At 71.0% G+C, this 26,390-nt stretch carries 26 protein-coding genes; 14 read left to right on the top strand and 12 right to left on the bottom strand.

Translation table 11 applies throughout. The annotated features are described in order from the left end of the window. Positions 1-8: 8 nt before the first annotated feature. Complete coding sequence (gabT, locus tag FHX33_RS05340) at positions 9-1,364, bottom strand: 4-aminobutyrate--2-oxoglutarate transaminase (RefSeq protein WP_021764779.1); 1,356 nt, start codon at positions 1,362-1,364, stop codon at positions 9-11. 37 nt (positions 1,365-1,401) lie between these two features. Here gabT and FHX33_RS05345 point away from each other — a divergent pair, with 37 nt between their 5' ends. Continuing rightward, positions 1,402-1,875: an OsmC family protein gene (locus tag FHX33_RS05345; protein ID WP_021764780.1), complete on the top strand. Its 474-nt coding sequence runs from the start codon at positions 1,402-1,404 to the stop codon at positions 1,873-1,875. A 13-nt stretch (positions 1,876-1,888) separates the two neighbouring features. On the opposite strand, the gene FHX33_RS05350 is transcribed toward FHX33_RS05345, so the two are convergent. The 3 genes from FHX33_RS05350 to FHX33_RS05360 are packed head-to-tail and all read right to left on the bottom strand — an operon-like array spanning position 1,889 to position 4,447. Next, positions 1,889-2,686, bottom strand: a complete 798-nt coding sequence (locus tag FHX33_RS05350) for a lysophospholipid acyltransferase family protein (protein WP_169730355.1) — start codon at positions 2,684-2,686, stop codon at positions 1,889-1,891. Further along, complete coding sequence (locus FHX33_RS05355) at positions 2,667-3,380, bottom strand: ABC transporter ATP-binding protein (protein WP_183428247.1); 714 nt, start codon at positions 3,378-3,380, stop codon at positions 2,667-2,669. The genes FHX33_RS05350 and FHX33_RS05355 overlap by 20 nt, the downstream gene beginning before the upstream one ends. Then, the gene (locus FHX33_RS05360) at positions 3,377-4,447 is read right to left on the bottom strand and encodes an ABC transporter permease (RefSeq protein WP_183428248.1); all 1,071 of its coding nucleotides are present in this window, start codon (positions 4,445-4,447) and stop codon (positions 3,377-3,379) included. The genes FHX33_RS05355 and FHX33_RS05360 overlap by 4 nt, the downstream gene beginning before the upstream one ends. A gap of 170 nt (positions 4,448-4,617) precedes the next feature. Here FHX33_RS05360 and FHX33_RS05365 point away from each other — a divergent pair, with 170 nt between their 5' ends. Both FHX33_RS05365 and FHX33_RS05370 read left to right on the top strand, forming a co-directional pair. Further along, positions 4,618-5,808: a sensor histidine kinase gene (locus FHX33_RS05365; protein ID WP_183428249.1), complete on the top strand. Its 1,191-nt coding sequence runs from the start codon at positions 4,618-4,620 to the stop codon at positions 5,806-5,808. Next, a complete protein-coding gene (locus tag FHX33_RS05370) occupies positions 5,805-6,431 on the top strand; it encodes a response regulator transcription factor (protein WP_021762855.1) in 627 nt (208 codons plus the stop codon). The genes FHX33_RS05365 and FHX33_RS05370 overlap by 4 nt, the downstream gene beginning before the upstream one ends. Positions 6,432-6,462: 31 nt before the next feature. Here FHX33_RS05370 and FHX33_RS05375 read toward each other — a convergent pair whose 3' ends face one another. Further along, complete coding sequence (locus FHX33_RS05375; RefSeq protein WP_021762854.1) at positions 6,463-7,320, bottom strand: hypothetical protein; 858 nt, start codon at positions 7,318-7,320, stop codon at positions 6,463-6,465. A 10-nt stretch (positions 7,321-7,330) separates the two neighbouring features. Further along, the gene (locus tag FHX33_RS05380) at positions 7,331-8,677 is read right to left on the bottom strand and encodes an aminotransferase class III-fold pyridoxal phosphate-dependent enzyme (RefSeq protein ID WP_039922077.1); all 1,347 of its coding nucleotides are present in this window, start codon (positions 8,675-8,677) and stop codon (positions 7,331-7,333) included. A 94-nt stretch (positions 8,678-8,771) separates the two neighbouring features. Here FHX33_RS05380 and FHX33_RS05385 point away from each other — a divergent pair, with 94 nt between their 5' ends. From FHX33_RS05385 to ispG, 5 genes are all read left to right on the top strand, one after another. Next, complete coding sequence (locus tag FHX33_RS05385) at positions 8,772-9,743, top strand: FKBP-type peptidyl-prolyl cis-trans isomerase (RefSeq protein WP_039922076.1); 972 nt, start codon at positions 8,772-8,774, stop codon at positions 9,741-9,743. Then, entirely contained in the window at positions 9,743-10,834 is a 1,092-nt protein-coding gene (locus FHX33_RS05390; RefSeq protein ID WP_021762851.1) for a 1-deoxy-D-xylulose-5-phosphate reductoisomerase, read from the top strand. The genes FHX33_RS05385 and FHX33_RS05390 overlap by 1 nt, the downstream gene beginning before the upstream one ends. 46 nt (positions 10,835-10,880) lie before the next feature. Beyond that, positions 10,881-11,570, top strand: a complete 690-nt coding sequence (locus FHX33_RS05395) for a hypothetical protein (RefSeq protein WP_021762850.1) — start codon at positions 10,881-10,883, stop codon at positions 11,568-11,570. Between the two features lie 66 nt (positions 11,571-11,636). Beyond that, positions 11,637-12,959 carry a M50 family metallopeptidase gene (locus FHX33_RS05400; protein WP_039922074.1) on the top strand — a complete coding sequence of 441 codons (1,323 nt, stop codon included), beginning with the start codon at positions 11,637-11,639 and terminating at the stop codon, positions 12,957-12,959. Between the two features lie 88 nt (positions 12,960-13,047). Then, positions 13,048-14,187: a flavodoxin-dependent (E)-4-hydroxy-3-methylbut-2-enyl-diphosphate synthase gene (ispG, locus tag FHX33_RS05405; RefSeq protein WP_021762848.1), complete on the top strand. Its 1,140-nt coding sequence runs from the start codon at positions 13,048-13,050 to the stop codon at positions 14,185-14,187. Positions 14,188-14,208: 21 nt separating this feature from the next. Here the strand turns inward: ispG and FHX33_RS05410 are convergent, their stop codons facing one another. After that, a complete protein-coding gene (locus FHX33_RS05410) occupies positions 14,209-15,660 on the bottom strand; it encodes an RNB domain-containing ribonuclease (RefSeq protein ID WP_021762847.1) in 1,452 nt (483 codons plus the stop codon). 44 nt (positions 15,661-15,704) lie between these two features. Here FHX33_RS05410 and FHX33_RS05415 point away from each other — a divergent pair, with 44 nt between their 5' ends. Next, complete coding sequence (locus FHX33_RS05415; protein ID WP_021762846.1) at positions 15,705-17,471, top strand: proline--tRNA ligase; 1,767 nt, start codon at positions 15,705-15,707, stop codon at positions 17,469-17,471. Positions 17,472-17,495: 24 nt separating this feature from the next. Here the strand turns inward: FHX33_RS05415 and FHX33_RS05420 are convergent, their stop codons facing one another. Genes FHX33_RS05420 through FHX33_RS05430 form a run of 3 tightly spaced genes read right to left on the bottom strand, consistent with a single transcriptional unit; the run spans position 17,496 to position 20,751 of the window. Continuing rightward, complete coding sequence (locus FHX33_RS05420) at positions 17,496-18,545, bottom strand: FUSC family protein (RefSeq protein ID WP_039922087.1); 1,050 nt, start codon at positions 18,543-18,545, stop codon at positions 17,496-17,498. 15 nt (positions 18,546-18,560) lie between these two features. Then, a complete protein-coding gene (locus FHX33_RS05425) occupies positions 18,561-19,640 on the bottom strand; it encodes a winged helix DNA-binding domain-containing protein (RefSeq protein WP_039922069.1) in 1,080 nt (359 codons plus the stop codon). A gap of 43 nt (positions 19,641-19,683) precedes the next feature. Further along, complete coding sequence (locus FHX33_RS05430) at positions 19,684-20,751, bottom strand: App1 family protein (protein WP_021762843.1); 1,068 nt, start codon at positions 20,749-20,751, stop codon at positions 19,684-19,686. 211 nt (positions 20,752-20,962) lie between these two features. Between FHX33_RS05430 and FHX33_RS05435 the strand changes: the two genes are divergently transcribed. From FHX33_RS05435 to FHX33_RS05455, 5 genes are all read left to right on the top strand, one after another. Next, complete coding sequence (locus FHX33_RS05435) at positions 20,963-21,619, top strand: TetR/AcrR family transcriptional regulator (RefSeq protein ID WP_021762842.1); 657 nt, start codon at positions 20,963-20,965, stop codon at positions 21,617-21,619. Positions 21,620-21,813: 194 nt separating this feature from the next. Next, the gene (locus FHX33_RS05440; RefSeq protein WP_021762841.1) at positions 21,814-22,692 is read left to right on the top strand and encodes an ABC transporter ATP-binding protein; all 879 of its coding nucleotides are present in this window, start codon (positions 21,814-21,816) and stop codon (positions 22,690-22,692) included. Continuing rightward, positions 22,689-23,375 (top strand): ABC transporter permease, encoded by a 687-nt coding sequence (locus tag FHX33_RS05445; protein ID WP_021762840.1) that lies wholly within the window; start codon positions 22,689-22,691, stop codon positions 23,373-23,375. The genes FHX33_RS05440 and FHX33_RS05445 overlap by 4 nt, the downstream gene beginning before the upstream one ends. After that, entirely contained in the window at positions 23,372-24,121 is a 750-nt protein-coding gene (locus FHX33_RS05450) for an ABC transporter permease (protein ID WP_021762839.1), read from the top strand. Before FHX33_RS05445 ends, FHX33_RS05450 begins: the two co-directional genes overlap by 4 nt. A gap of 50 nt (positions 24,122-24,171) precedes the next feature. After that, the gene (locus FHX33_RS05455; RefSeq protein ID WP_021762838.1) at positions 24,172-25,098 is read left to right on the top strand and encodes an ABC transporter substrate-binding protein; all 927 of its coding nucleotides are present in this window, start codon (positions 24,172-24,174) and stop codon (positions 25,096-25,098) included. Positions 25,099-25,107: 9 nt separating this feature from the next. On the opposite strand, the gene FHX33_RS05460 is transcribed toward FHX33_RS05455, so the two are convergent. Both FHX33_RS05460 and FHX33_RS05465 read right to left on the bottom strand, forming a co-directional pair. Then, positions 25,108-25,782: a DedA family protein gene (locus FHX33_RS05460; RefSeq protein WP_021762837.1), complete on the bottom strand. Its 675-nt coding sequence runs from the start codon at positions 25,780-25,782 to the stop codon at positions 25,108-25,110. Next, the gene (locus FHX33_RS05465; RefSeq protein ID WP_021762836.1) at positions 25,779-26,369 is read right to left on the bottom strand and encodes a TetR/AcrR family transcriptional regulator; all 591 of its coding nucleotides are present in this window, start codon (positions 26,367-26,369) and stop codon (positions 25,779-25,781) included. The genes FHX33_RS05460 and FHX33_RS05465 overlap by 4 nt, the downstream gene beginning before the upstream one ends. Between the last annotated feature and the right edge of the window lie 21 nt (positions 26,370-26,390).

Genomic DNA, 26,390 nt, shown 5'->3' on the forward strand with positions numbered 1-26,390 from the left:
GGCCGGGCTCACAGGGCGGCGAACGCGTCGTCGATCACGGAGATCGCGTCGGCGATGAGCTCGTCGGAGACGGCGAGGCTCGGGAGGAAGCGGAGCACGTTGCCGTAGGTGCCGGCGTTGAGCAGGAGCACGCCCTGCTGCGCGGCGTAGGCGACGATCTTCGAGACGGCGTCGGCGTTCGGCAGCTTGGTGGTCTGCGCGGTCCCCGGCTGCACGAGCTCGATCGCGATCATCGCCCCGATGCCGCGCACCTCGCCGATGATGTCGTACTTCTCCTGCAGGCCGCGCAGGCCCGCGGTGAGCGACGCCTCGATGCGGCGTCCTTCGGCGAGGAGGTCGTTCTTCTCGATCTCGTCGAACACGGCGATCGCGGCGGCCGCGGCCACCGGGTTGCCGCCGAAGGTGCCGCCCAGTCCGCCCGGCTGCGCCGAGTCCATGATCTCGGCGCGGCCGGTGACCGCGGCGAGCGGGAGGCCGCCGGCGATGCCCTTGGCGCTGAGCACCAGGTCGGGCACGAGACCGAAGTGCTCGCTCGCGAAGTAGGCGCCGGTGCGGGCCATGCCGCTCTGGATCTCGTCGGCGATGAAGACGACGCCGTTGGCGGTGCACCACTCCTGGAGGGCGGTCAGGAAGCCCTCGGCGGGGACCATGAAGCCGCCCTCGCCCTGGATGGGCTCGGCGACGAGGCAGGCGAGATCGGACGCGCCGACGACCTTCTCGAGGTAGGCGATCGTGCGGGCCGCGGCCTCGGCGCCGGACAGGCCGTCGTGGTACGGGTAGGAGTTGGGGGCGTGGTAGACGTCGCCGGCGAACGGGCCGAAGCCGGTCGCGTAGGGCGCCGCCTTGTAGTTCATGGCCATCGTGAGGTTGGTGCGGCCGTGGTAGGCGTGGTCGAGCACGGCGACGGCGCGGCGGCCGGTGTGCTTGCGGGCGATCTTCACGCCGTTCTCGACGGCCTCGGCGCCCGAGTTCACGAGCACGGTCTTCTTGGCGTGGTCGCCGGGGGTGTGCTCGGCGAGCAGCTCGGCGACGCGCACGTACTCCTCGTACGGCGTGATGGTGAAGAGCGTGTGGATGACGTCCTGCAGCTGCTCGGCGGCGGCGGAGACGACGGCGGTCTCGGTGTGGCCGACCGTCGTGACGCCGATGCCGGCGCCGAAGTCGACGAACTGGTTGCCGTCGACGTCGACCAGGATGGCGCCGTTGGCGCGGGCGATGTACACGGGGAGCGCGGAGGAGACACCCGTCGGCACGACGGCGAGGCGGCGCTGGTGGAGCGCCTGGGAGGCCGGGCCGGGTACGGCGGTGACGATGCGGCGTTCCTGCGGAACGGTGTAGACGGGCGCGTTCAGGGTGTCAGTCATGATGGATCGATTCTAACCGTGGTGTCAGAATCGGACCATGAGACTCGAGCACCAGTACGCGATCGATCTGCAGTGGACCGGCAATCGCGGCACCGGCACCAGCGGCTACAAGGACTACGGCCGGGATCACGTGATCAGCGCCGAGGGCAAGCATCCGCTCGAGGGCTCGGCCGACCGGGCGTTCTTCGGCGACCGGGACCGCTGGAACCCGGAGGAGCTCCTGCTCGCGGCCCTCTCGCAGTGCCACATGCTCAGCTACCTCGCCGAGGCGGCTCGCGCGGGTGTGGTGGTCGTCGGCTACGCGGACGCCGCGACCGGGACGATGGAGCAGACCGCGAACGGCGGCGGGCACTTCACCGAGGCGGTCCTCCACCCGCGCGTCACCGTCGCAGACCCGGCTCAGCGGGAGCTCGCGGCGGCTCTGCACGGACCGGCGTCGGAGAAGTGCTTCATCGCGGCGAGCGTGAACTTCCCCGTCCGCCACGAACCGGAGCTGCTCACCCTGGCCTGACCCTTCGGGAGGCCTAGAGGCGCTCCGGGTGGAGCACCCGCTTGACGCGCTCGACCGGGTTGGCCGGCGGCGCCTCGTTGTAGGTGCCCGCGAGCTCCTGGCCCGTGAGGGCGTGGATGGCGGCCATGATCTCGTCGGTGGCCTGGCGGCGGGCGCGGCCCGACTCCGGCGGACCGTAGTGGGCCAGGTCGAGCGGCTCGCCGAACGCGACCGTCACGCGGCGCACGCGCGGGAACTTCGCGCCGACCGGCTGCATCTCGTCGGTGCCGATGAGCCCGACGGGGACGACCTTCGCGCCCGTGGTGAGCGCCAGCCAGCCGACCCCGGTGCGGCCCTTGTAGAGGCGGCCGTCGAGCGAGCGTGTGCCCTCGGGGTAGAGGGCGAACGCCGCGCCGGTGTCGATGATGCGGCGGGACTGCTCCAGCGCCTCCTGGGCGGCCTGCCCGGCGCCGCGGCGCACGCCCACGGCGCCGATCGCGGTGAAGAAGGAGCGGGAGATGCGGCCCTTGAGCCCGGTCCCCTCGAAGTAGTGCGACTTGGCGAGGAACTGCACGCGTCGCGGCGACATCAGCGGGATGAGGATGGAGTCGATGAACGACTGGTGGTTGCTGGCGAGGATCACCTTGCCGTGGCGGGGGACGTTCTTGCGGCCGATGACGCGGGGCCGGTAGACGATCTTGGCGATGGGCGCCATGATCCAGCGCCCGAGATAGTAGGTGAGGCCGGGCCGCTGCACCGGGGCCGGCCCGTCGTCGGGTTCGTGGATCGTCACCTTTCGAGGGTAGTCCGATTCATATGCCACCCGGCGCATGCGCGGCGACGGGCTGGGCGGCCTCCAGCCGCCCGTCGACGAGCCGGACCACGCGGTGCATACGCGGCAGGTGGACGACGTCGTGCGTGACGAGCAGGGTCGCGGCGTCGCGCTCGGTGCTGAGGCGCAGGATGAGGTCGATGATCTCCGCTCCGCGCTCCTGGTCGAGCGCGCTCGTCGGCTCGTCCACCAGGAGCGCCGACGGATCGTTCATGAGGGCCCGGGCGATGTTCACGCGCTGCCTCTGGCCTCCCGAGAGCTGGTGCGGGCGCTTGTCGCGGTGGGCGGAGAGGCCGACGGCGTCGAGCAGCTCGTCGGCGCGGCGGGTGGCGGCGGCGCGGGCTCCGGCACGGCGTTTGCCGCCGAGCTCGCCCATCACGCGGAGCTGCTCGCTCGCGGTGAGGGAGGGCAGCAGGTTCGACTGCTGGAAGACGATGCCGATGCCCGTCCGGCGCAGCTCGGCGGCAGCGGCCGCATCGAGTCCCGAGGCGTCCACGTCGCCGATCGTCACCCGGCCGGAGTCGGGTCGGATGAGGGTCGCGGCCACCGCGAGGAGGCTGGACTTGCCCGAGCCGCTGGGACCCGTCACCGCGGTGACGGTGCCCGGGCGGGCGGTCAGGCTGACATGGTCGACGGCGGTGACGCGGGTCGCGCCGTCGGGGAAGGTGAGGGTGACGTCGTCGAGCTGGATCATCGGTTGCTCCCGAGTGCGGTGAGAGGGTCGGCGGAGGTGACGGAGCGGAGCGCGAACGCGGCCCCGGCGAGACCGAGCACGACGAGGATCGCGCCCGGGAGGAGGGTGGTGAGCGGGCTGAGCAGGAACGGCAGTGCGCTCCCGGCCAGGGCTCCGAGCCCGGCGACGACGACGAGTCCAACACCGATCCCGAGCAGGAGGACGATCAGCGCCTGGCCCAGCGCGTCCCGCACCAGGGCCGGCGTGCTGGCACCGAGCGCCTTGAGCACGGCGACATCCCCCTTGCGCTGCATCGTCCACACGGTGAAGAAGGCGCCGACGACCAGTCCGGAGATGCCGAACAGCAGGGCGATCATCAGCAGGAGCGACCCGATCTCAGAGCGGAACGAGCTCAGGGCGGTCAGCGACCCGATGGTGGTCTCGGAGACTGTGTCGTTGGCGGAGTCCGCCGCCGTCCAATCCGGGCTGCCGGTGACGGCGAGCACGGTCGCGTAGGCGTCGGGATTGCCGGTGCCCGCGGAGTACCGCTGCCAATCGGTCAGGGTCATCCGGATGACCGGGGTGTGGCTGTACCAGCCGTCTCCGGCGACCGACCCCACGGAGTACGACGTGCCGCCGATGGTGACGTCGTCGCCCGGCGAGGCGCCGAGGGCGGACGCTGCGCCGGTCGAGAGCGACACCGAGCCGTCCGTGAGCGTGCCGCCGTCACCGCTGTCGGCAGGCATCCCGAACAGCGCGACGGCCGTGCGGGTGCTGCCGGCCTCGGCGCGCGACTGGGCGATGCCGATCGGCTCGACGGAGCTCACGCCGGCCGTCCGCGACCATGCAGCCGACTGGTCGGCGGTGACGGCGGAGTCCGCGAAGGAGGCCCCGGCGTCGCCGGCTTGCGGTGCCGAGAAGACGAGCCGGTCGCCGGGGAGGCTGAGGACGGCGGAGACGTTCTGCGTCGCCAGCCCGCCGGTGAGGCCGCTCAGGAAGCCGACGAGCACGGTGATGAGGGCGACGACGGATCCGATGAGGAGGAACCGGCCGCGGGCGAAGCGCAGGTCGCGGAGCGCGACGAACATGGGAGGCCTTTCGAGCGTTGAGAGACGGGACGGGATGGTGCTTCCAGCCTCGCCACCCGCGCCGATCCGGGCATCGGCCGTCGGAACAGGCCTGCGCGACCGATCGGGCGAACCGCCGCTCCACCTTTTGGACGATGCCGCCGCTCCCGGCTCCCGCGTAGAGTCCAGACATGGCCCACACCGCGCTCACTCCGGTCTTCGTGGGCCTGCGCACCGGGCTGCACGTGCTGTTCGTCGTGCTCGCCGGCCTGGTGATCGTGCGAGCGCTCGTCGTGCCGTCGTCGTCGACCATCGCGATCGTGGCGGTCGCGGTGGTGCTGATCGCCACGTACTTCGTGGGGGCGGCACTGGCCCGCGGCGCGGGGGCGCGCGGACGTGCGGCCGGACTGATCTGGCTCACCCTGCTCACCGTCGAATGGGCCACGTTGCTCTGGCTGAGCACTGAGGCGGCCTATCTGGTCTTCCCGCTGTTCTTCCTCTACCTCCATCTGCTCGGCGGCCGGTGGGGAGCGGTGGCCATCCTGCTCTCCACCGCGGCGGCGATCGTCGCCCTCGGCCTCCACGGCGGCTGGACCGTCGGCGGCGTGGTCGGCCCGCTGGTCGGCGCGGGTGTCGCCCTCTTGATCGGACTCGGCTACCAGGCGCTGGCGCGGGAGGCGGCCGAACGTGAGGCGCTGATGCGCGAGCTGCTCGACACGCGCGACCAGCTGGCCGTCACCGAGCACGAGTCCGGGGTGCTCGCGGAACGTGCGCGCCTCGCGCGAGAGATCCACGACACCCTCGCGCAGGGGCTCTCGAGCATCCAGCTCCTCCTGCACGCGGCCGAGCGCGCCGCCCCCGACGGTCCGGGCGTGGACCACATCCGGCTCGCCCGCGAGACCGCGGCGACGGGACTGGCCGACGCGCGCCGGTTCATCCGCGAGCTCGCCCCACCGGACCTCGACGACCAGGGCCTCGGGGGAGCGCTGCGGCGCCTCGCCCGCACGCAGTGGGCAGCGCAGGGGCTGGCGGTGGAGGTCCGCGTCGCCGACGCCGTCCCGCTGCCGATGCACGTGCAGACCGCGCTGCTGCGGATCGCCCAGGGCGCCATCGCGAACGTCGTGCAGCACGCGCACGCCGACAGCGCGGTGATCGAGCTGGTCGCGGATGCCGATGGGCTCCGGTTCGCCGTGTCGGACGACGGCGACGGGTTCGACCTGCGGGCGGCGGAGTCGGGAGACGGCGGCGCGACCTCGGACTCCTTCGGCCTGCAGGCGGCGCGCGAGCGGGTGCAGCAACTCGGCGGCACCCTCGTCGTGGAGTCGGCGCCGGGCCGGGGAACGTCGTTGACCGTGCTGCTCGCGACGGCGGAGGCCTCGTGATCCGGCTGGTGATCGCCGACGACCACCCCATCGTCCGCGCGGGTCTCGTGGCGCTCTTCTCGTCCGAGGACGACCTCGCGGTGGTCGCCGAGGCGGCGACGCCGGACGAGGCCGTCGCGGCGGCTGAGCGGGAGAACCCGGACGTCGTGCTGATGGACCTGCAGTTCGGCGCGGGGGAGAAGGGCGGCGGAGCCGACGCCACCCGTCGCATCCGCGCGCTCGACGCCGCACCGTACGTGCTGGTGCTCACGAACTACGACTCGGATGCGGACATCCTCGGCGCCGTGGAGGCCGGAGCCAGCGGCTACCTGCTGAAGGACGCGCCGCCGCACGAGCTGATCGCCGCCGTCCGCGCAGCGGCGGCGGGGGAGAGCGCGCTCGCGCCCGTCATCGCCTCCCGCCTCCTCGACCGCCTGCGCGCGCCGCGGGTCAGCCTGAGCGCGCGCGAGATCGAGGTCCTCGGGCTCGTCGCCGCGGGTCGCACGAACACCGAGGTCGCGACGGAGCTCTTCGTCAGCGAGACGACCGTCAAGTCGCACCTCGCGCACATCTTCACGAAGCTCGGCGTGACCTCCCGGACGGCAGCGGTCGCGGCCGCCCGCGAGCGCGGCATTCTGCGCTGACGGGCGTGCGAGCGCTCGGGCCCGACTCCGGTCAGCCGCGCAGGCCCGGCGTGGGAGCGCAGCCGAAGCCGCCCGCGTAGTTCAGGCAGGGCAGCATGAACGCCGGATACCGCTCAGTGCGCGGGTCGCCGAACCAGTTTGTGTAGAGCCGGGAGAAGTTGAGGTTGCCGTAGGTCGAGCAGTCGCCGGCCGGACCGGTCGGGGCGGCCAGGGTCTCGTCGTTCGGCTGGTACGGCGTGTAGTTGTAGAGGTTCGCCGTCGCCTGGTTGACGATCGTCACGCGGCTGGAGCCGCAGGAGACGTCCGGGTGGAACTGGATGTCGTTCCGCCCGACGCCGTAGCGCCAGTCGCCGGGGTGCACCGTGTACTCACGGAACTGCCACGCGGCCCGGTACACCTGGTTGACGAAGCCGAAGTAGCGCTTGTCGCACTCGGCGGTGTCGGGGCAGGCGTAGCCCGTCGCCTTCTGGTAGCCGGAGGCGCTGGGCGCGGTGAGCAGCGACTGCTCCTTCTGCAGCAGCACGAGGAGCACGCGCGGGCTGATCGTGCACGCCTCGGCGACCCGGGCGATGATGCTGCTCGCGCGCTCGTCCTTCTGCGCAGGGAGCGCCGTGCAGCGCCCGGCCGACGCGGGGATGCGCGGCACGTCGACCCGGTAGTCGGCGAGGCACGGCGAGCCGTCCGTGGGCTTGCACGTGCGGTCCTCGAGGAACGACTGGATCTCGCCGGCCGTCATCGCGTCCGGGTTGAAGAAGCTGTCGTCGCTGATGATGTCGCCCGGGTCGAACGAAGCGCGCTCGGCACCCAGGACGCCCGTCGCCGGCACCAGGGCGAGCGCGAGGGCGGCGACGGCGGCGGCCGCGATCGACCGCCAGCGCCTGATCAGCACGGCGTGGCCCTCAGCCGAGCTTCGCCAGCGCCTCTTCGATGACGCTCGCCGCGTCGTCGATCAGCTCTTCGCTGATGACGACGGACGGCAGGAGGCGCAGCACGCTGTCCCAGCTGCCGGCGTCGAGCGGGATGACGCCGTTGGCGGTCGCGTGCGCGAGCACGGCCTTCAGTGCCTCCGGGTTCGGCTTCGTCGTGCCGGGGACGACGAGTTCGATGCCGAACATCGCGCCCTTGCCGCGCACCTCGCCGACGACCGCGAAGCGCTCGGCCCAATCGCCGATGCGCGCCCACAGCGCCGCCTCGACGCGACGGGCCTCGGCGAGCAGATCCTCCTTCTCGAAGGCCTCGAAGACGGCCAGGGCCGCGGCCGTGGAGACCGGGTTGCCGCCGAACGTGCCGCCGATGCCGCCGGGCTGGACGGCGTCCATGATGTCCGCGCGGCCGGTGACCGCCGCGAGCGGGAACCCGCCGGCGATGCCCTTCGCGCTCGTGACGAGGTCCGGGACGACGCTGTGGTGCTCGATCGAGTACCAGGTGCCCGTCCGGCCGATGCCGGCCTGGATCTCGTCGGCCACGAAGACGATGCCGTTCTCGGTGCAGAACTCGGAGAGGCGCTGGAAGTAGCCCGGCGCCGGGATGATGATGCCGCCGTCGCCCTGGATCGGCTCGACGAACAACGCGGCGAGCTCGGTCGCGCCGATGTGCGTGCGGATGTAGTCGATCGTGCGCTCGGCGGCCTCCTCGCCCGTCATCCCCTCGGGGTCGCGGAACGGGTAGCTGATCGGGAGGCTGTAGATCTCGCCGGGGAACGGGCCCATGCCCGCGCGCTCGGGCCAGGGGCGGTACGTCATCGCCATGGTCAGGTTCGTGCGGCCGTGGAATGCGTGGTCGAGCGTCGCGATCGCGCGGCGGCCGGTGAACTTGCGGGCGATCTTGACCGCGTTCTCCACGGCCTCGGCGCCCGAGTTCACCAGGATGCTGCGCTTCTCGAAGTCGCCGGGGGTGATCTCGGCGAGCTTCTCGGCCACACGCACGTAGTTCTCGTACGGGGTGACCGTGAAGAGGGTGTGGGTCAGCTTGGCGGCCTGCGCGGCCGCGGCGGCCGCGACCTCGGGGTGGGCGTGGCCGATGGTGGTCACGCCGATGCCGCAGCCCAGGTCGATCAGACGGTTGCCGTCGACGTCGACCAGGATCGCGCCGGAGCCCGACTCCATGTAGATGTTCGCGAGCGTCCCGGCACCCCGGCTCACCACCGCCTCGCGTCGTCGCTGCAGCTCCTGCGAGCGCGGGCCCGGGAGGGCCGTGGCGACGTGGCGGGACTGGGGAACCGAGAATTCGCGAGTCATGCCTTCCATCGTAGGCGGCGCCAGGTGCGGAACCGTGCGCCGGGGCCGCCCTCTGGTCGGACTGTCAGCGGAGGCAGAGGCGGATGCGGCAGACTGTTCGATCGTGCGCAGATCACTCTCCCTCCTCACCGCCGCCCTCGTCGTCGCCGGGCTGGCCGCCTGCAGCTCCTCGTCTCCGGAGCCGTCCGCCACGAGCACGACGGCAGCCGCCACCTGCCAGAACCTGAAATCAGGCGACACCTCCAAGGCGGTGAAGGTGGAGGGCGACTTCCGCAAATCCCCGACCGTCACGTTCGCGACGCCCCTGAAGGCCACCGACCTGCAGCGCAGCGTCGTCATCACGGGCAAGGGCGCCGAGGCCAAGGCCGGCTCCACCGTCGACATCGCCCTGGCCGCCTACAGCGGGGCGACGGGCAAGGAGCTCACCGCCGCCGCCGGATTCGACGACCAGGCCGCGCAGACCATCACCCTGGACGACACCCAGTACGTCCCCGGGCTCGTGCGCGCCGTGGAGTGCCTCAAGGTCGGCTCACGCGTCGTGCTCACCGGCACGGCGAAGGAGGCGTTCGGCAACGCCGACCTCACCCAGCTCGGCCTGAAAGCGGCCGACACGGTGGTGTTCGTCGCCGACCTCGTCGACCTGCCCCCGACCCGCGCCGACGGCACCCCGGTCGCGCCCAAGGCCGGGTTCCCGACCGTGAAGCTCTCGAAGACCGGCGAGCCCACGATCACCATCCCGAAGGCCGACCCGCCGACCCAGACCGAGCTCGAGGTCCTCAAACAGGGCGACGGCGAGACGGTCCAGGCGGGCGACACGGTGACCGTGCAGTACAAGGGCGTGATCTGGCGCGACGGAGAGATGTTCGACTCCAGCTGGAGCCGCGGCGCGCCGACGTCGTTCCCCACCACCGGGGTCGTGGCCGGCTTCAAGAAGGCCCTCGAAGGTCAGAAGGTGGGCTCCCAGGTGCTCGTCGTGATCCCGCCCGCGGACGGCTACGGCGACGCGGGCAACGGCGCCATCAAGGGCACGGACACGATCGTGTTCGTCATCGACATCCTGAAGACCGCCCGCTGATGACCGGGCGGCCGCGACGCGTCGTGCTCCTGGGCTCGACCGGTTCCATCGGCACGCAGGCGCTCGACGTCATCGCGGCCAACCCGGACCTCTTCGAGGTCGTCGGCCTGACCGCCGGTCGCGACGCGGATGGGCTCGCAGCTCAGGCCGAGCGCTTCGGCGTGCGCGACACGGCGCTGGGCGCCGACGACTCCGAGCGGCTCGTCCGCTCGGTCGAAGCCGATGTCGTGCTCAACGGCATCACCGGCTCGGTCGGGCTCGGCCCGACGCTCGCCGCGCTCGAGACCGGCGCGAGCCTCGCGCTCGCCAACAAGGAGTCGCTGATCGTCGGCGGCGAGCTCGTGAAGCGTGCCGCCGCTCCCGGGCAGATCGTGCCCGTCGACTCCGAGCATTCCGCCATCGCGCAGGCACTCCGCTCGGGCGCGCCGCGCGAGGTTCGCCGGCTCGTCCTGACCGCGTCCGGCGGCCCGTTCCGTGGGCGGAGCAAGGACTCGCTGCGGGATGTCACCCCCGCCGAGGCGCTCGCCCACCCGACCTGGGACATGGGCCTCGTCGTCACCACGAACTCCTCGACCCTCGTCAACAAGGGTCTCGAGGTCATCGAGGCGCACCTCCTGTTCGACGTGCCCTACGACCGGATCGACGTGACGGTCCACCCGCAGTCCGTCATCCACTCGATGGTGGAGTTCGTCGACGGCTCGACCATCGCGCAGGCGTCGCCGCCCGATATGCGCCTGCCGATCTCGCTCGGACTGGGCTGGCCCGACCGTGTGGCCGGCGTCGGCGTCCCGCTCGACTGGACGGCCTCCCACACCTGGACGTTCGAGCCGCTCGACGGCGAGGCGTTCCCGGCGGTGGCCCTCGCGAAGCGCGTCGGAACCGCGGGGTCGACGTATCCCGCCGTCTTCAACGCCGCCAACGAGCAGGCGGTCGCCGCCTTCCACGCGGGCGCGATCGGCTACCTGGACATCCTCGACACCGTCGAGCGCGTCGTCGATGCCCACGAGCCCGCCGTCGAGCTCACCCGCGAGTCCCTCGCTGAGGCGGAGCGCTGGGCGCGGGCCGCGGCGGACGCGCTGATCGCGGGCTGATAGGTTCGGACATGAGGCCGGAACGCGGCCGGGAATCGGGGGATTCATGAAGACGTTCAGCGCGCTCATCGGAGCGATCAGCGTCGTACTCGCCTTGGCGGGGTGCGCAGGGGCAGCAGATCCTGGAGCGTCCACGACGCCATCGACCTCGCCCACCGGTTCGCCGACCACGTCGCCCGCGCCGAAGACGACCGCGATCGTCATCGGTGGCGACGAGCTCCGCTTCGTCGATGCGACGGGCGGAGAACGCGGGTTCGGCTACGCCGAGCCGGTCGCCGACGTGCTGAGCGCGGTGGAGCACTCGCTGGGGCCGCAGACCGGGACGACGGAGGTGGCGGGCACCAACCACACGGTCCCCGCGACCGCGCACGAGTTCGGCGCGCTCACGATCTACGAAGAGCACTACTCGGGCGCCGTCGACAACGATGTGCTCCTGGCCCCCGTCTGGACCGTGTCCACGAAGGCCGCCGCCGTCGGCGGGGTGAGCATCGCCACCTCGACCGGAGTCGCGGTCGGCTCATCCGTCGATGACATCCCGGGCCACGCTGACGCCGACCGGCTGGACGTCGTCACCGTGAACGGCGCGGCCTCCGCATACATCCTGGTCGAGGCGTCCTCCGGCTCGGTGCTCGTCCCCGACGGCGTCAGCACCGCGGTCGGCGTGCTTGCCTCGGCAGAAACGTGGCCGGGGCCGATCACTCGGTTGAGTGCCCCGACGCAGTTCGCCGGGGCCTGATCGCCCACATAGGCGGCTAGCGGCTGGCTCCAAGCTGGGCGACAGTACCCTGAGTCCGTGGAAACCGTGCTCCTGTTCGTCCTCGGCGTCGTCATCATCCTGATCGGCCTCGCCGTCTCGATCGCGCTGCACGAGATCGGGCACCTGGTGCCCGCCAAGCTCTTCGGCGTCAAGGTGACGCAGTACATGATCGGCTTCGGCAAGACGCTGTTCTCGTTCCGTCGCGGCGAGACGCAGTACGGCGTCAAGGCGCTCCCGCTCGGCGGCTACATCTCGATGATCGGGATGTTCCCCCCGGCCAAGGAGGGCGGCGCCGGTCGCAACGCGACGACCGGCTTCATGCAGTCCATGGCGTCGGACGCCCGCGCGGCCAGCGCCGAGACGGTGGCGGTCGGCGAGGAGGAGCGCACCTTCTACAAGCTGGCCGTGTGGAAGCGCGTCATCATCATGTTCGGCGGCCCGTTCATGAACCTCCTCATCGCCGTCGTGCTGTTCGGCGTGCTCCTGATGGGCTTCGGCACACCGCAGAACTCGACCACCATCGCGTCCGTGAGCCAGTGCGTCCTCCCGGCCTCCAGCACCAGCCAGACCTGCTCGTCGAACGACCCGGCGGGCCCGGCGGCCGCGGCGGGGCTGAAGCCCGGCGACACGATCGTCAGCATCGACGGCACCCCGATCACCTCCTGGGCGCAGTCGACCGCGATCATCCGGGACTCGGCGAACCGGTCCCTCTCGGTGACGCTGCGGCGCGACGGAGAAGAGCGCACCGTCACGCTGACGCCCACCACGAACCAGGTCGCCAAGACCGATTCCGACGGCCAGGTGGTCAAGACCTCCGACGGGAAGGTGGCGACGTTCGCGGCCGGCTTCGCGGGCATCGGGGCCGTGCAGGAGCTCGTCCCGCAGCCGGTCACGGCCGTGCTGCCCGCCGTCGGCACCCAGGTCGGTGCCGTCTTCAACGTCTTCATCCACCTCCCGCAGCGCATGGTCGACGTCTGGAACGCCGCCTTCGGCTCCGGTGAACGCGATGCGAACGGCCCGATCGGCGTCGTCGGCATCGGCCGCGCCGCGGGCGAGCTGACGGCGCTCGACGGCGTGCCCGTCGTCGACAAGGCCTACACGATGGTCGGGATGCTCGCATCGCTGAACATCGCCCTCTTCGTCTTCAACCTCGTCCCGCTGCTCCCACTCGACGGCGGCCACATCGCCGGGGCGCTGTGGGAGGGCGTGCGGCGCACGTGGGCGAAGATCTTCCGCCGCCGCGATCCCGGGCCCGTCGACATCGCCAAGCTCATGCCCCTGACCTTCGCCGTCGTGATCGTGTTCGGCGCGATGAGCCTGCTGCTCGCCTACGCGGACATCGTCAAGCCCGTCAACCTGTTCGGCTAGGTCGAGCGGCAAGCGGACTCCCTGCCCGCGTCCAGCCGGTTCCCACCGGCCCGCGTAGGATTGTCGGGTGGCAGCAATCAATCTGGGGATGCCCAAAGTCCCCGAGACCCTCGCACCCCGTCGCACGTCCCGCCAGATCCGTGTCGGCAAAGTCCTCGTCGGAGGCGACGCCCCCGTCAGTGTGCAGTCGATGTGCACGACCCCGACGACGAACATCAACGCGACGCTCCAACAGATCGCCGAGCTGACGGCCTCGGGCTGCGACATCGTCCGCGTCGCCGTGCCGAGCCGTGACGACGCCGAGGCGCTGCCGATCATCGCCCGGAAGAGCCAGATCCCGGTGATCGCCGACATCCACTTCCAGCCGAACTACGTCTACGCGGCGATCGACGCCGGCTGTGCGGCCGTGCGCGTCAACCCGGGCAACATCCGCAAGTTCGACGACCAGGTCGGCAAGATCGCGGCGTACGCGAAGGCCGCAGGCGTCTCGCTCCGCATCGGCGTCAACGCCGGTTCGCTCGAGCCCAGCCTGCTGCAGAAGTACGGCAAGCCCACCGCCGAGGCGCTCGTCGAGAGCGCCGTCTGGGAGGCCAGCCTCTTCGAGGAGCACGACTTCCACGACTTCAAGATCTCGGTCAAGCACAACGACCCGATCGTCATGGTGAAGGCCTACCGCCAGCTCGCCGAGCGCGGCGACTGGCCGCTGCACCTCGGTGTGACCGAGGCGGGCCCGGAGTTCCAGGGCACGATCAAGTCCGCGACGGCGTTCGGCATCCTGCTCTCCGAGGGCATCGGCGACACGATCCGCGTCTCCCTCTCCGCCCCGCCGGCGCAGGAGGTCAAGGTCGGCCTGCAGATCCTGCAGTCGCTGAACCTGCGCGAGCGCAAGCTCGAGATCGTCTCCTGCCCGAGCTGCGGCCGCGCGCAGGTCGACGTCTACACGCTCGCGAACGACGTCACGAGCGGCCTGGAGGGCATGAGCGTGCCCCTGCGCGTCGCCGTCATGGGCTGCGTCGTGAACGGTCCCGGCGAGGCCCGTGAGGCCGACCTGGGCGTGGCGAGCGGCAACGGCAAGGGCCAGATCTTCGTCAAGGGCGAGGTCATCAAGACCGTGCCCGAGGCCGAGATCGTGCAGACCCTGATCGCCGAGGCCAACCGCATCGCCGCCGAGATGGGTGAGGAGGGCGGCCCGTCGGGCGAGCCCGTCGTCACCGTCGGCGCGCACTAAGCCACTCGGGCCCGCGGGTCGTCAGCGCGCCACGCCGCCGGCCGGGTCGACGGCGTCGAAGCGGATCGTCCCGCTCGGGATATCCGCCGCCACGAGGTGGAGCCGCAGCCGGTCGCCCGGACGCACGCCGTCGGGCCGGGGGAGCGATGCCGTCACCACGGGGTCGGCGAGCTGGACCGTGACCGTGCCGTTGCGCACGGCGAGAACCGTGGCGTCGAACACGGCGCCGATCCGGGAGGCCAGGAGCGCCGCCTCCACCCGATCGAGCGCTCCGGCGTCGAGCTTCGCGGCGAGGCGGTTCGAGGCGCCCATGATCGACGGCAGCGCGCCGAGGGACTCCCGCGCCCAATCGGGCACCGGCCGACCGGCGCACAGTGCGTCGCACACCACCAGCGCCCAGCGGTCCACGAGCCGGCGCAGTGGCGCGGTCGTGTGCGCGTAGGGCGCGGCGATCGCGGATTGGTCCGGGTCGGCGGGAGCCTCGCCGTCCATGGCGACGTAGCCGGCGCCTCGGAAGAGACCGGCGGCCGCCTGGAGTACCGCAGCGGCACGCTGCTCACCGTGATCGAGGGTGCGCAGATACTCGCCGTAGTCGACACCCTGAGGCCAGGGGAGGCCGAGCGCGACGGTCTGGGCGCGGAACGCCTCCACCGCCTCCGCGCCGGGCGCGGGCATCGTGCGCAGGATGCCGACCTTCGCGTCGAGCATGACGCGGGCGGCCGCCATCCCGGTCAGCAGCGAGAGCTGGGCGTTCCACTCCTCGACAGGAAGCGTCGCGCGCCGCTCGATCGCGTACGCGCCGTCGCGGAAGACGATCTCCTCGTCGGGGCGGTTCAGGCTCGCGCCGCCGCGGGCCCGCTCCTGCGCGATGCGTGCGGGTCCGACCTCCGAGAGGAGGGCGAGGGGCTCCGGCGCGGTGCCGCTGTCGAGCGCCTCCTGAGCCTCCGCGTACGTCCACTGCCGGCGGGAGCGGATGCGCGCCCGCGCGACCGACGCCGACACCTCGAGCCCGTCGGCGTCGAGGACGATGTCCCAGACGTAGGCGCTCCGGAGGGCGTCCGGCAGGAGCGAGCCGGCGTCCTCGCCGATGGCCGCGGGATGCAGCGGGACGCGCCCATCCGGTGCATAGAGGGTCTGTCCCCGGTGCCGCGCCTCCTCGTCGACGGCCCCGCCGGGGCGCACGAGCGCGGGCACGTCGGCGATCGCGTACCGCACCCGGTGCCCGGCGCCGCTGCGCTCGATGTGCAGGGCCTGGTCCAGGTCGGTCGAGCCGGGCGGATCGATCGTGAGGAACGGGACAGCGGTCAGATCCGCCTCCGGAAGCACCTGATCGGCGGCGGCCCGACGGGCCTCCTCCTCGACCGGAGGGGCGAACCCGTCCGGCAGGTCGAGCGATGCGCGCAGGTCGGCGAGGGAGCGGGCGAGCTCGGTCTGCGCCGCGGACGGGGCGATGGAGGTCCGGCGGTCGGGCATGCCGTCACACTATGCCACCCCTCCGCGCCCTCTAACATGGAACGGTGCCTACACGCCTGACGAACTATTTCCTCCGCACGCTCCGCGAAGACCCCTCCGACGCCGAGGTCACCAGCCACCGGCTGCTGGTCCGCGCCGGCTACATCCGGCGCCAGGCGCCGGGGATCTTCGCTTGGCTGCCGCTCGGTCTGCGGGTGAAGGCCCGCATCGAGACGATCATCCGCGAGGAGATGGCCGCCGCCGGCGCGCACGAGGTCCACTTCCCGGCCCTGCTGCCGCGGGAGCCGTACGAGGTCACCAACCGCTGGGAGGAGTACGGCGACGGGCTCTTCCGCCTGCAGGACCGCAAGGGCGCCGACTACCTGCTCGCGCCGACGCACGAAGAGGTCTTCACCCTCCTGGTGAAGGACCTCTACTCGTCGTACAAGGACCTGCCGCTCACGATCTTCCAGATCCAGGACAAGTACCGCGACGAGGCGCGCCCCCGGGCCGGCCTCCTGCGCGGCCGCGAGTTCACGATGAAGGATGCCTACTCGTTCGACGCCAGCGACGCCGGCCTCGAGACCAGCTACCTCGCGCAGCGCGACGCGTACGAGCGCATCTTCCAGCGCCTCGGCCTCTCCTACGTCATCGTCCAGGCGGACGCGGGCGCGATGGGTGGCTCGCGCAGCGAGGAGTTCCTGCACCCGACCGTCGTCGGCGAGGACACGTTCGTGCGCTCGGAGGGCGGATACGCCGCGAACGTCGAGGCGTTCACGACCGTCGCGCCTCCCGCGCGCGGCTACGAGAAGCTCACCCCGGCCGAGGTGCTGGACACGCCGAACACGCCGACCATCCAGACGCTGGTCGACGTCGCCAACGAGAAGCACCCGCGCCCGGACGGCCGCGCCTGGACGGCCGCGGACACGCTCAAGAACGTCGTGCTCGCCCTGACGCACCTCGACGGCAGCCGCGAGCTGGTCGTCGTCGGCCTGCCCGGCGACCGCGAGGTCGACACCAAGCGTGCAGAGGTCGCCTTCGCGCCCGCCGAGATCGAGCCCGCCACAGAGGCCGACTTCGCCAAGCACCCCGGTCTGGTCAAGGGCTACATCGGCCCCTGGTCGGCCGAGGGCGCCGTGCTCGGCGAGGAGTCGGCCACCGGCATCCGCTACGTCGTCGACCCCCGCGTCGTGGACGGCTCGGGCTGGATCACCGGCGCGAACGTCGACGGCAAGCACGTCTTCGGACTCGTCGCGGGCCGCGACTTCGCCTGGGACGGCGTGGTCGAGGTCGCCGAGGTCAAGGCGGGCGACCCCGCGCCCGACGGCTCCGGCCCCGTGGAGCTCGCGCGCGGCATGGAGATCGGCCACGTCTTCCAGCTCGGCCGCAAGTACGCGGAGGCTCTCGGCCTCAAGGTGCTGGACGAGAACGGCAAGCTCGTCACCGTCACGATGGGCTCGTACGGCATCGGCGTGACTCGCATCCTGGCGATCATCGCCGAGGAGAACAACGACGACAAGGGCCTGATCTGGCCCGAGTCCGTCGCGCCGTTCGACGTGCACGTGGTCGCGGCTGGCCGCGACCAGGCCGCGTTCGACGTGGCCGAGCAGGCCGCTGCCGAGCTCGAGGGCGCCGGGCTCGAGGTCCTCCTCGACGACCGTCCCAAGGTCTCCCCGGGCGTCAAGTTCGGCGACGCCGAGCTCATCGGCGTGCCGCGCGTGCTGGTCGCCGGCCGCGGCGCCGCCGACGGCGAGGTGGAGCTCTGGAACCGCCGCACCGGCGAGCGTCAGACGCTCCCGCTGACCGAGGCGATCGCCCAGCTCATCGCATAACGATCCGGGCGCCGGCGGGGCCGCTCAGGCGGCCTCGTCGTCCCCGGTGATCTCGGAGTGGATGCGGCGCAGATCCTCCACGAGCGACCCGAGCAGCACCCAGTGGCGCGGATCGGGCGTGGAGATCACCAGCGGCGCCGTGAGGGCCGGGATGTTCGCCGTCGCGGTGTCGGGCTCGACGATCGGCTGGTCCGGGTCGCGGCTGAGCAGGCGCAGGTCGTGCGCCGCCCGCCGCAGCTCTTCGGCGATGGCGATCATCGTCGGTTCGCCGGTGAGCCCGTCGTCGTAGTGGTCGTGGAAGGCGCGCGTCATGCCGACGGCGCGGGTGACGATGGGCTTGAGGCGCGCGAACAGCGCCTCGTCGTGGGCCAGGACGAGCCGGTGCTTGCCCTGCCGCGGGTTCAGCGTCAGGCTCTCCTCGGCCGCGGTCAGGGCTGTTCCGGCCTTGGCCTCCATCGGTCGCAGGAGGCGCGCCTCGATCAGGAGGGCGTCCAGCTCACCCGGCGTGAGTGTGCTGGTGATGGCGCGCGCGAGGCGGTCGAGCGTCGCGGCGAGCTCGTTGCCGAGCGCGAGGACCGCCGTGCGCGCGGGCGCCGTGAGCACGGGCGGGACGACCGCGATGTTGACGATCACGCCGATCACCGCGCCGACGATGGTCTCGCCGATGCGCGCGAGCGCATACTCCGGGTTGGAGGCGCCGATCGCGAGGACGAGCATGGCGCTGATCGGCACCTGGTTGGCGCTGCCGGGGGTCAGCTTGAGCACCCAGGCGAGCAGCACCGACACGACGACGGCGACCAGCACGATCCAGCTGTTCATCCCGAACGCCAGGCCGACCGCGTAGGCGACCAGCACGCCGACGATCACCCCGAGGGAGCGCTCGATCGCACGGCCGACGGACTGGTTCACGCTCGGCTGCACCACGAGCAGGGCCGCGATCGCGGCGAACACCGGCAGCTCCCCGGGCACGATCAGGCTCGCAGCGAGCCACGCCAGAATCATCGCGACGGCGGTCTTGAGCACCTGCAGGAAGGGCGTGCGGCTCGTCGCTCGGATGTTCGCGGGGAGTTTCAGTGCCACGCTTCCAGGCTAGTCCGCGTAGCGGCCGTACCGATCCGCCGCCCGCGCGACTCCGCGCTCCTGCGCAGCGCTCAACGGCAGGAACGGGCGCGGCTCGATGTCGGTCCCGTCGCGCCGCCAGGTGCCCACCACGCGGCCGCCCGCGATGATGACGGGGGAGAAGATCCCGTTCTTGCCCGGGACGACCCGTTCGAAGTGCTCCGGGTCGATCACCGGGTCGCGATCCTGATAGCCGAGGAGGTACTCGTCGAAGCCGGGGAGGAGGTGCACGGCGGCGCTCTCGGCCCGGGTCGCCGGGCGTGCGGACGCCGCGTCCGCGAGCGCGGTCGTGACGAGGTACTCGACGCCGTCGACCTCGAGCGTGGTGATCTCGTCGCCCAGCACCGCGACGGCGACGCGGGCCTGGGCCACGGTGCCCTTCGTCCACCACACGAAGTCCTTGAGAGTGGCGGGACCGTGGCCCGCGAGATACCGACGGAGGAATTCCGCGATCGCCTCGTCCGGCTCGTAGGTGTGCGCGTCCGCGAGCGGTGCCCACTCGTCGAGCAGCACGATCGCCTGCTGGGTGCGGTGCGTCGGGCCCCAGCAGATCACCCCGGTCTGCGCCAGGTAGTAGAGGAGGTGGTAGCCGCGCTGGCCGCCCGTGGCGATGCCGGCGGCCTCCCACAGCTCCATGGCCTCGGCACGGCTCAGGCTCCCGCCTCCGGCGAGGGCCCCGGTGAGGAGGTCGCGGGCGCGCGTGAAGTCGGGTGCCTCGAGCTCGAGGTCCCGGTGCCGGCGCGTCAGCCCGGCGATCATGCGCTCGGTGGTGATCCCGAGCATCCAGCGGAGATCCTCCGGGGGGACGAAGTGCAGCGTCCCGCGCATCGGCCACGACCGCACGATGCGGCCGGCGTCGAGGTCTGCGAGCACGGCGTTGCGCGACGGGGACGGCGTGCGAAGCGCCAACGCCCAGCAGGCGGCGGCGAAGTCCTGCGCCTGCACCGCGAGCATCCGGCGTGTCGCATCGACCGGGCTGTTCTCGGGATCGCCGTCGATGGCGTGCGCGAGGCGTCGCATCCGGAGCACGTCGGCACGGCGTGCTGGCATGCGTCCAGTCTGCCCCAGCGCACCGACACCGGCGCGAGGCGCGCTACGGCAGGATGCCCAGGTCGCTCAGCTGCTCGCTGAGGCCCGCGCCGTCCGGCGCGTAGACCCACGGGACGCCCGAGAGCTCGCTGTGCTTCTCGGCCTTCGAGCGGCCACCCGCGAGCACAGCCTCTCCTCCGGAGAGCTGACGGATGGCGACCCCGGTCACGTTGTCGGGGTGCGCCGTCGTGAACTCCCCGTAGAGCAGCTCGTCGTGCTGTCCGTCGTCGCCGATGAGCAGCCACTTGAGGCCGGGGAACTCGGAGGCGAGACGCTCCAGGTTGGTGCGCTTGTGCTCGCGGCCGCTGCGGAAGATGCGGTCATGGGTCGGGCCCCAGTCGGTGAGGAGGAGGGGGCCGGACGGGAAGAGGTTGCGCGAGAGGAACCGGCGCAGCGTCGGCGCCACGTTCCACGCGCCGGTCGAGAGATAGATGACGGGCGTGCCGGGATGCGTGGAGGCCAGACGTTCCAGGAGCACGGCCATGCCCGGCGTGGGGACGCGCGCGTGCTCGTCGAGCACGAAGGTGTTCCAGGCGGCGAGCAGCGGCCGGGGGAGTGCCGTCACCATCACGGTGTCGTCGACGTCGGAGATGATGCCGAACTCGGCTTTGGGATCCACGATGTAGACGGGCGCCTCGAAGACACGGGAGGACTCGACGGTCGACAGCCGGACCGTGTGCCAGCCGGGGGCCAGCTGGACGGGGAGGACCGTGTCGATGACACCGCCGCGGTCGGGCCGAACCGTGTGGGTCTCGCCCTCGATCTCGACGGTGACAGTGACATCCGACACGGGGACGCTGACGAACGAGCGCCAGCCGCGGATGGACTCCTCGCGCTTGCGGTGCTTGCGCTCGGCCCGGCTGCCAGGCTTGGGCTCCTTCGCCAGCACGACGCGGCCGAGGATGCGCACCCAGGTGGGAGCGCCGTAGCCGGTGTACGGCAGGACCGTCGCCAGATAGCCGCGCTTGCGCGCCCGGCGGGCCCGGAACTCGTGGAACGCGTCTTCGATGCGCGCCGCCCGGTGCATGATGGGCTCCACGGCGGCGCTGCGCTTGTCCGGAGTTGCGGTCATAGAGGTTCAAGTCTCTCATGGAGTGCAGGAACGGTTTCCACAGTCCCCAGATCTGGGGGGCGATCCACGGCGAGTTGAAGCGAATTCCCCGCAAGAAGTGAGCTTTCCACGAATATGATCGATACGAATGGAGTGCGTGACGCGCGACGTCGCGCCCGGGTTGGGGAACCGCAACACGTAACGTAGTGACCGGAAAGAAGGAGTTGCGATCGTGCCCATCAACGACCTCGTCGCTGGACAGAACACCGTCGGAGCCGCGCTCGTGCGCACCGAGCCGATCCAGGAGCGCAGCGCCGCCCGGGTCGACGCGCTGCTGGACGCGGCCGCCGAGGTGGTCGACGAGATCGGTTTCGACCGGCTGACGACCGCGATGGTCGCCGAACGCGCCGGCGCCTCCATCGGAACCGTCTACCGGTACTTCCCCGACCGCATCGTCCTCCTGCAGGCGCTCCGCGACCGCGCGGTCCTCCGCTACCGGCGGGCCGTCGTGGCCGCGATCCACGAGCAGCAGCCCGAGCACTGGTGGAACGCCGTCGAGGCGGCCATCGACTCGTTCGTCACGATGTTCCGCGACGAGGCCGGCTTCCGCATCATCCGCTTCACCGACGCCGAGCGCTCGGGCGTGCCGGGCGAGGAGGTCGTGCGCGACGTCTCCTTCGCGGCGCAGTTCGCCGACATCCTGGCCGACGAGTACAGCCTCCCGGCCGGCGACGACCTCGCGTTCCGGCTCGAGATCGTGGTCGAGATCATGGACTCCCTCATCAACCGCGCCTTCCGCGACGATCCGGCCGGCGACGAGCGCTACATCGCCGAGGCCCGCGTCGTCGCTCGCGAGTACCTCGAGAAGCGGTACGGCAGCGAGGACTGAGGCATCTCGCTCCTCGCGGGAATGTCGGTGGTGCGCGCAACGCTGACATCCATCGACGGCTGCGCTCCGAACAAGGCGGGGAGATCGACGATCTCTTCCGATTTCCGCCATAAAAGGACGCATCCGTTGCCAAACGGGCAGAACGCTGTTTGGGTGGAATGGATGGACCTGACCGACAGAAATGGGCCCCTGCGATGATCGAGTTCCGCTCGGTGACCAAACAGTTCCCCGACGGCACCGTCGCGGTGGACGACTTCTCGCTCGTCATCCCATCGCGCAAGATCACGGTGCTGGTCGGATCCTCCGGCAGCGGCAAGACGACCATCCTTCGCATGATCAACCGGATGGTCGACCCGACCAGCGGCACGGTGGAGATCGACGGCGAGGACGTCCAGCAGCTCCGGCCCGTGAACCTGCGGCGCAGCATCGGCTACGTGATGCAGAACTCCGGGCTCCTGCCGCACCGCAAGGTCGTCGACAACATCGCGACCGTCCCGCTGCTCCGCGGCGTGAAGAAGCGGGAGGCGCGGGAGCGCGCCCTCGAGCTCATGGACACCGTCGGCCTCGAGCGCTCCCTCGCCGACCGCTACCCGAGCCAGCTGTCGGGTGGCCAGCAGCAGCGCGTCGGCGTCGCCCGCGGGCTCGCCGTCGACCCGAACATCCTCCTGATGGACGAGCCCTTCGGTGCGGTCGACCCCATCGTGCGCGACGAACTGCAGAACGAGCTGCTGCATCTGCAGCGCGAACTCGACAAGACCGTCGTCTTCGTGACCCACGACATCGACGAGGCGTTCCGGCTGGGCAGCCAGGTGGTGATCTTCCGCAAGGGCGGGATCGTGGCGCAGCAGGGCACGCCCTCCGAGATCCTCGCCGCACCGGCCGACGAGTTCGTCGCCTCGTTCATCGGCGCGGACCGCGGACGCCGTGCCCTCCACGTCGAGCAGACCCCGACCGGCGATGTGCTGGTCGACAGCGAAGGACGGCCGGCCGGTGTGCTGACCCCGTCCGATGAGGCAAAGGCCACGACCCTCCCGGTCGTGGGTGCTTCGGCGCAGGGTGAGGAAGCGTCGTGAGCTGGCTGTGGTCGAACCTCGGCCTCGTCTGGGATCTCACGGTCGCTCACGTGACGCTGAGCGTGTTCCCGATCGTCATCGGCTTCCTCGTCTCCATCCCGATCGGCTGGGTGGCGAACCGCTATCGCGGGAGCCGGGGGGTGCTGCTCACGATCGGCGGCATCCTGTACACGATCCCATCGCTGCCGCTCTTCGTGGCGATGCCGGCGCTGATCGGCACGCAGATCCTGGACCCGAAGAACGTGGTCGTCGCCCTCAGCCTGTATGCGCTCGCCCTGATGGTGCGCACGACCTCCGACGCGCTCGCGAGCGTCCCCGGTGACGTGCTGCAGTCGGCGACCGCGGTGGGCTTCAGCACCTGGCGCCGCTTCTGGTCGGTGGAGCTGCCGCTTGCCGGCCCCGTGCTCCTCGCCGGCCTGCGGGTCGTCTCGGTGAGCACGGTCAGCCTGGTGAGCGTCGGATCGCTCGTCGGCGTGAGCAACCTCGGAACGATGTTCGTGCAGGGCCTGAACCAGTACAACAACGCCGAGGTGGTGACGGGCATCGTCGCGATCGTGATCATCGCTCTCGTCTTCGACCTGGCCCTGGTGCTCCTCGGGAGGCTCCTGATGCCGTGGACCCGGCTCGGCACGACCAAGCGCGCGAGCCGCCGTGCGGCGCTGAGGGCGGTGACGGGCGCATGACCGATATCCTCGCGGCGTTCGCCTGGGTGTTCGACCCGGCCAACTGGGCCGGACCGAGCGGCATCCTCGCGCGCCTCGGCGAGCACGCCTGGTACTCCCTCCTGACGCTGATCCTGGCCGCGGTGATCGCCCTGCCGATCGGACTGGCGATCGGCCACACCGGCCGGTTCCGTGGACTCGCCGTCGGCGTCTCCGGCGCCCTGCGCGCGATCCCGACGCTCGGCCTCGTCGTCTACCTCGCGCTCATCACCCTGAACCTCAGCATCATCCCCCCGCTGATCGCGCTGACCATCCTGGCGATCCCGCCCGTGCTGGCGGGCGCGTATTCCGGGCTCGAATCGGTGGACCGGCGCACGATCGACGCGGCGCGCGCCATGGGGATGACCGAGCTGCAGATCCTGTTCAAGGTCGAGATCCCGCTGTCGCTCCCGCTCATCATCGGCGGGATCCGGTCCGCGGCACTGCAGGTCATCGCGACGTGGACGGTCGCGGCGATCCTGCCCGTCGGCGGCCTCGGCCGCTTCCTGTTCGACGGACTCGCCGTGCAGCGCTACGACGAGATGCTCGGCGGCTCGATCCTCGTGATCGCGCTCGCGCTGGTCACCGACGGCGTGTTCGCCATCGTGCAGCGCCTCGTCGTGCCGCGCGGCGTGACCGCCGGCAAGATCCAGGACGTCCGGTCGAAGGACCCCTGGAGGCCCATCGGACCCTCGGTTCCCCACCAGCCGGTCGGGAACAGTTCGTAACCCCCGGACCCACCAAGATCCATAGCACCCACCGAAAGAGAGAAACCAACATGTTCGCATCCAAGAGAGGCCGCATCGCGGCCGGCGTGGTGGCGGCGGGAGCCCTCCTGGCTCTCAGCGCGTGCTCGTCCGGCGGCGGCGCGCTCGGCGGCAACACCTCGACCTCGTCGAGCGACAGCGTCACCATCGGCTCCGCGGCGTTCGGCGAGTCCGAGATCCTCATGCAGGTCTACGGCCAGGCCCTGGCCGCCAACGGCGTGAAGGTCAACTACAAGCCGAGCATCGGCCAGCGCGACGTCTATCTCAAGGCGCTGCAGGACGGCTCGATCGACCTCATCCCCGAGTACAGCGGCAACCTGCTGCAGTTCTACAAGAAGGACGCCACCGCGACCTCCAGCGACGACGTCTACACGGCACTGAAGTCGGCTCTCCCCAAGGGCTACGAGGTGCTCGACCAGGCCGAGGCGCAGGACGCCGACTCCTACAACGTCACCAAGGAGTTCTCGGACAAGTGGGGCGTCACCAGCCTCTCCGACCTCTCCAAGGTCACCGACCCGCTGACGGTCGGCGCGAACCCGGAGTTCGAGACGCGCCCCTACGGCATCCCGGGGCTCAAGTCGGCCTACGGCGTGACCGCGACCCTCAAGCCGATCAGCGACTCGGGCGGACCCCTGACCGTCACGGCGCTCAAGAACGGCGACGTGCAGCTGGCCGACATCTACACGACGACGCCGGCCATCAAGGACAACGGCTTCGTCACCCTGAAGGACCCGAAGAGCCTGATCGCGGCGCAGAACATCGTTCCGCTGATCAACAGCTCCAAGGCCTCCGACAAGGTCAAGGAGGTCCTCAACAAGGTCTCCGCCGAGCTCACCACCGATGACCTCATCGAGATGAACAGCGAGAACCAGGGCGACAGCAAGACCGCGCCCGACGTGGTCGCGAAGAACTGGCTGAAGGACCACCCCGTCAAGTAGGCGCGGGCGTCATTCTCCGTCGTGCGGCGGCTCGGGAGACCGGGCCGCCGCACCCATGTGCGCCGCCTCGCGCTTCTGCAGGATCTTCTTGACGAGGAAGACGAGCAGGACGAACACCGCGATGATGGCCACGAAGATGTATCCGGCCCAGTGCAGCTCCCGCGAGAGCTCGCGGTAGCTACCGGCGGCGAGCGCCCCGACGCTCACGTACGAGAACGCCCACAGCACGCAGGCCGGTGCCGTCCACGCCATGAACGTGCGGTAGCGCATCAGGCTCATCCCCACGGTCAGCGGGATGAGGGAGTGCAGCACCGGCAGGAAGCGCGACAGGAAGACGGCGATGCCGCCGCGGCGCGCAAGATAGGCCTCCGCCTTGTCGAAGTTGTCCTGGCCGAGCTTGCGGCCCAGTTTGCTGGCGCGGATGCGCGGCCCGAACCAGCGCCCCAGGGCGAAGCCGATCGACTCGCCGCACAGGGCGCCGATCACGACCGCGATCACCATCGCGAAGTACTCGACGGGTCCCTCCACCGCCGTGCTGGCGACGAGGACGATCGTGTCACCGGGAACGATCAGGCCGACGAGGATGGACGTCTCCAGCATGATCCCGACGCCCGCGAGCAGCGTGCGCAGCACGGGATCCACGCTCTGGACGAGGTCGAGGATCCAGGTGAGCGCGTCGTTCACGGGGTGGACGCCGTCCGCACCAGGCTCCAGAACGCCGTGAGGGCGTCGGCCATGTCGGCGGACGGGTCCAGCATCCACTGCACCTGCATGCCGTCGGCGACGGCGATCCCGAGGCGTGCGAGCTGGCGGGCGTCGACGGCGTCGGTCATCCGGCCCGCGGCCTGCTCGGCGCGCAGGTGTTGTTCGAGGCCGCCGACGATCCGCTCGTAGCGCTCGACGAAGTAGTCGTGACCGGGATGCTCGGGGTCCGACGCCTCGGCCGAGAGTGTCGCGTAGAGCTGCACGAGCCCCGGCACCTCGGCGTTGTGCCGGATGACGCGCACGAGCCCGTCCGCTGCATCCGCCCACTGGTCGCCGAGCTCGGCGCCGCCGGTGTCGACCTCGTCGCGTTTGCGCAGCACCTCCGAGAAGAGCTCCTCCTTCGAGGAGAAGTGGTGCAGCAGACCGGCCTGGCTCAGCCCGACGGACTCGGCGATCTCGCGCAGCGACGCCTTGCGGTACCCCTTGTCGGCGAACACCTCCAGCGCGCGGGACAAGATCTCCTCGCGCTTGGCGATCCCCTTGGCGTACGAGCCCTTCTTCGGCATAGGGACGATGCTACTGGGCCG

It is taken from the genome of Leifsonia aquatica (genome assembly GCF_014190775.1).
Classification (GTDB): domain Bacteria; phylum Actinomycetota; class Actinomycetes; order Actinomycetales; family Microbacteriaceae; genus Leifsonia; species Leifsonia aquatica.

Bases quoted from the DNA above. Each gene is read 5' to 3' on its own strand.
- gabT (WP_021764779.1), bottom strand. From the start codon at position 1,364: ATGACTGACACCCTGAACGCGCCCGTCTACACCGTTCCGCAGGAACGC.
- FHX33_RS05345 (WP_021764780.1), top strand. From the start codon at position 1,402: ATGAGACTCGAGCACCAGTACGCGATCGATCTGCAGTGGACCGGCAAT.
- FHX33_RS05350 (WP_169730355.1), bottom strand. From the start codon at position 2,686: ATGCGCCGGGTGGCATATGAATCGGACTACCCTCGAAAGGTGACGATC.
- FHX33_RS05355 (WP_183428247.1), bottom strand. From the start codon at position 3,380: ATGATCCAGCTCGACGACGTCACCCTCACCTTCCCCGACGGCGCGACC.
- FHX33_RS05360 (WP_183428248.1), bottom strand. From the start codon at position 4,447: ATGTTCGTCGCGCTCCGCGACCTGCGCTTCGCCCGCGGCCGGTTCCTC.
- FHX33_RS05365 (WP_183428249.1), top strand. From the start codon at position 4,618: ATGGCCCACACCGCGCTCACTCCGGTCTTCGTGGGCCTGCGCACCGGG.
- FHX33_RS05380 (WP_039922077.1), bottom strand. From the start codon at position 8,677: ATGGAAGGCATGACTCGCGAATTCTCGGTTCCCCAGTCCCGCCACGTC.
- FHX33_RS05390 (WP_021762851.1), top strand. From the start codon at position 9,743: ATGACCGGGCGGCCGCGACGCGTCGTGCTCCTGGGCTCGACCGGTTCC.
- FHX33_RS05395 (WP_021762850.1), top strand. From the start codon at position 10,881: ATGAAGACGTTCAGCGCGCTCATCGGAGCGATCAGCGTCGTACTCGCC.
- ispG (WP_021762848.1), top strand. From the start codon at position 13,048: ATGCCCAAAGTCCCCGAGACCCTCGCACCCCGTCGCACGTCCCGCCAG.
- FHX33_RS05410 (WP_021762847.1), bottom strand. From the start codon at position 15,660: ATGCCCGACCGCCGGACCTCCATCGCCCCGTCCGCGGCGCAGACCGAG.
- FHX33_RS05425 (WP_039922069.1), bottom strand. From the start codon at position 19,640: ATGCCAGCACGCCGTGCCGACGTGCTCCGGATGCGACGCCTCGCGCAC.
- FHX33_RS05430 (WP_021762843.1), bottom strand. From the start codon at position 20,751: ATGACCGCAACTCCGGACAAGCGCAGCGCCGCCGTGGAGCCCATCATG.
- FHX33_RS05440 (WP_021762841.1), top strand. From the start codon at position 21,814: ATGATCGAGTTCCGCTCGGTGACCAAACAGTTCCCCGACGGCACCGTC.
- FHX33_RS05450 (WP_021762839.1), top strand. From the start codon at position 23,372: ATGACCGATATCCTCGCGGCGTTCGCCTGGGTGTTCGACCCGGCCAAC.
- FHX33_RS05455 (WP_021762838.1), top strand. From the start codon at position 24,172: ATGTTCGCATCCAAGAGAGGCCGCATCGCGGCCGGCGTGGTGGCGGCG.
- FHX33_RS05465 (WP_021762836.1), bottom strand. From the start codon at position 26,369: ATGCCGAAGAAGGGCTCGTACGCCAAGGGGATCGCCAAGCGCGAGGAG.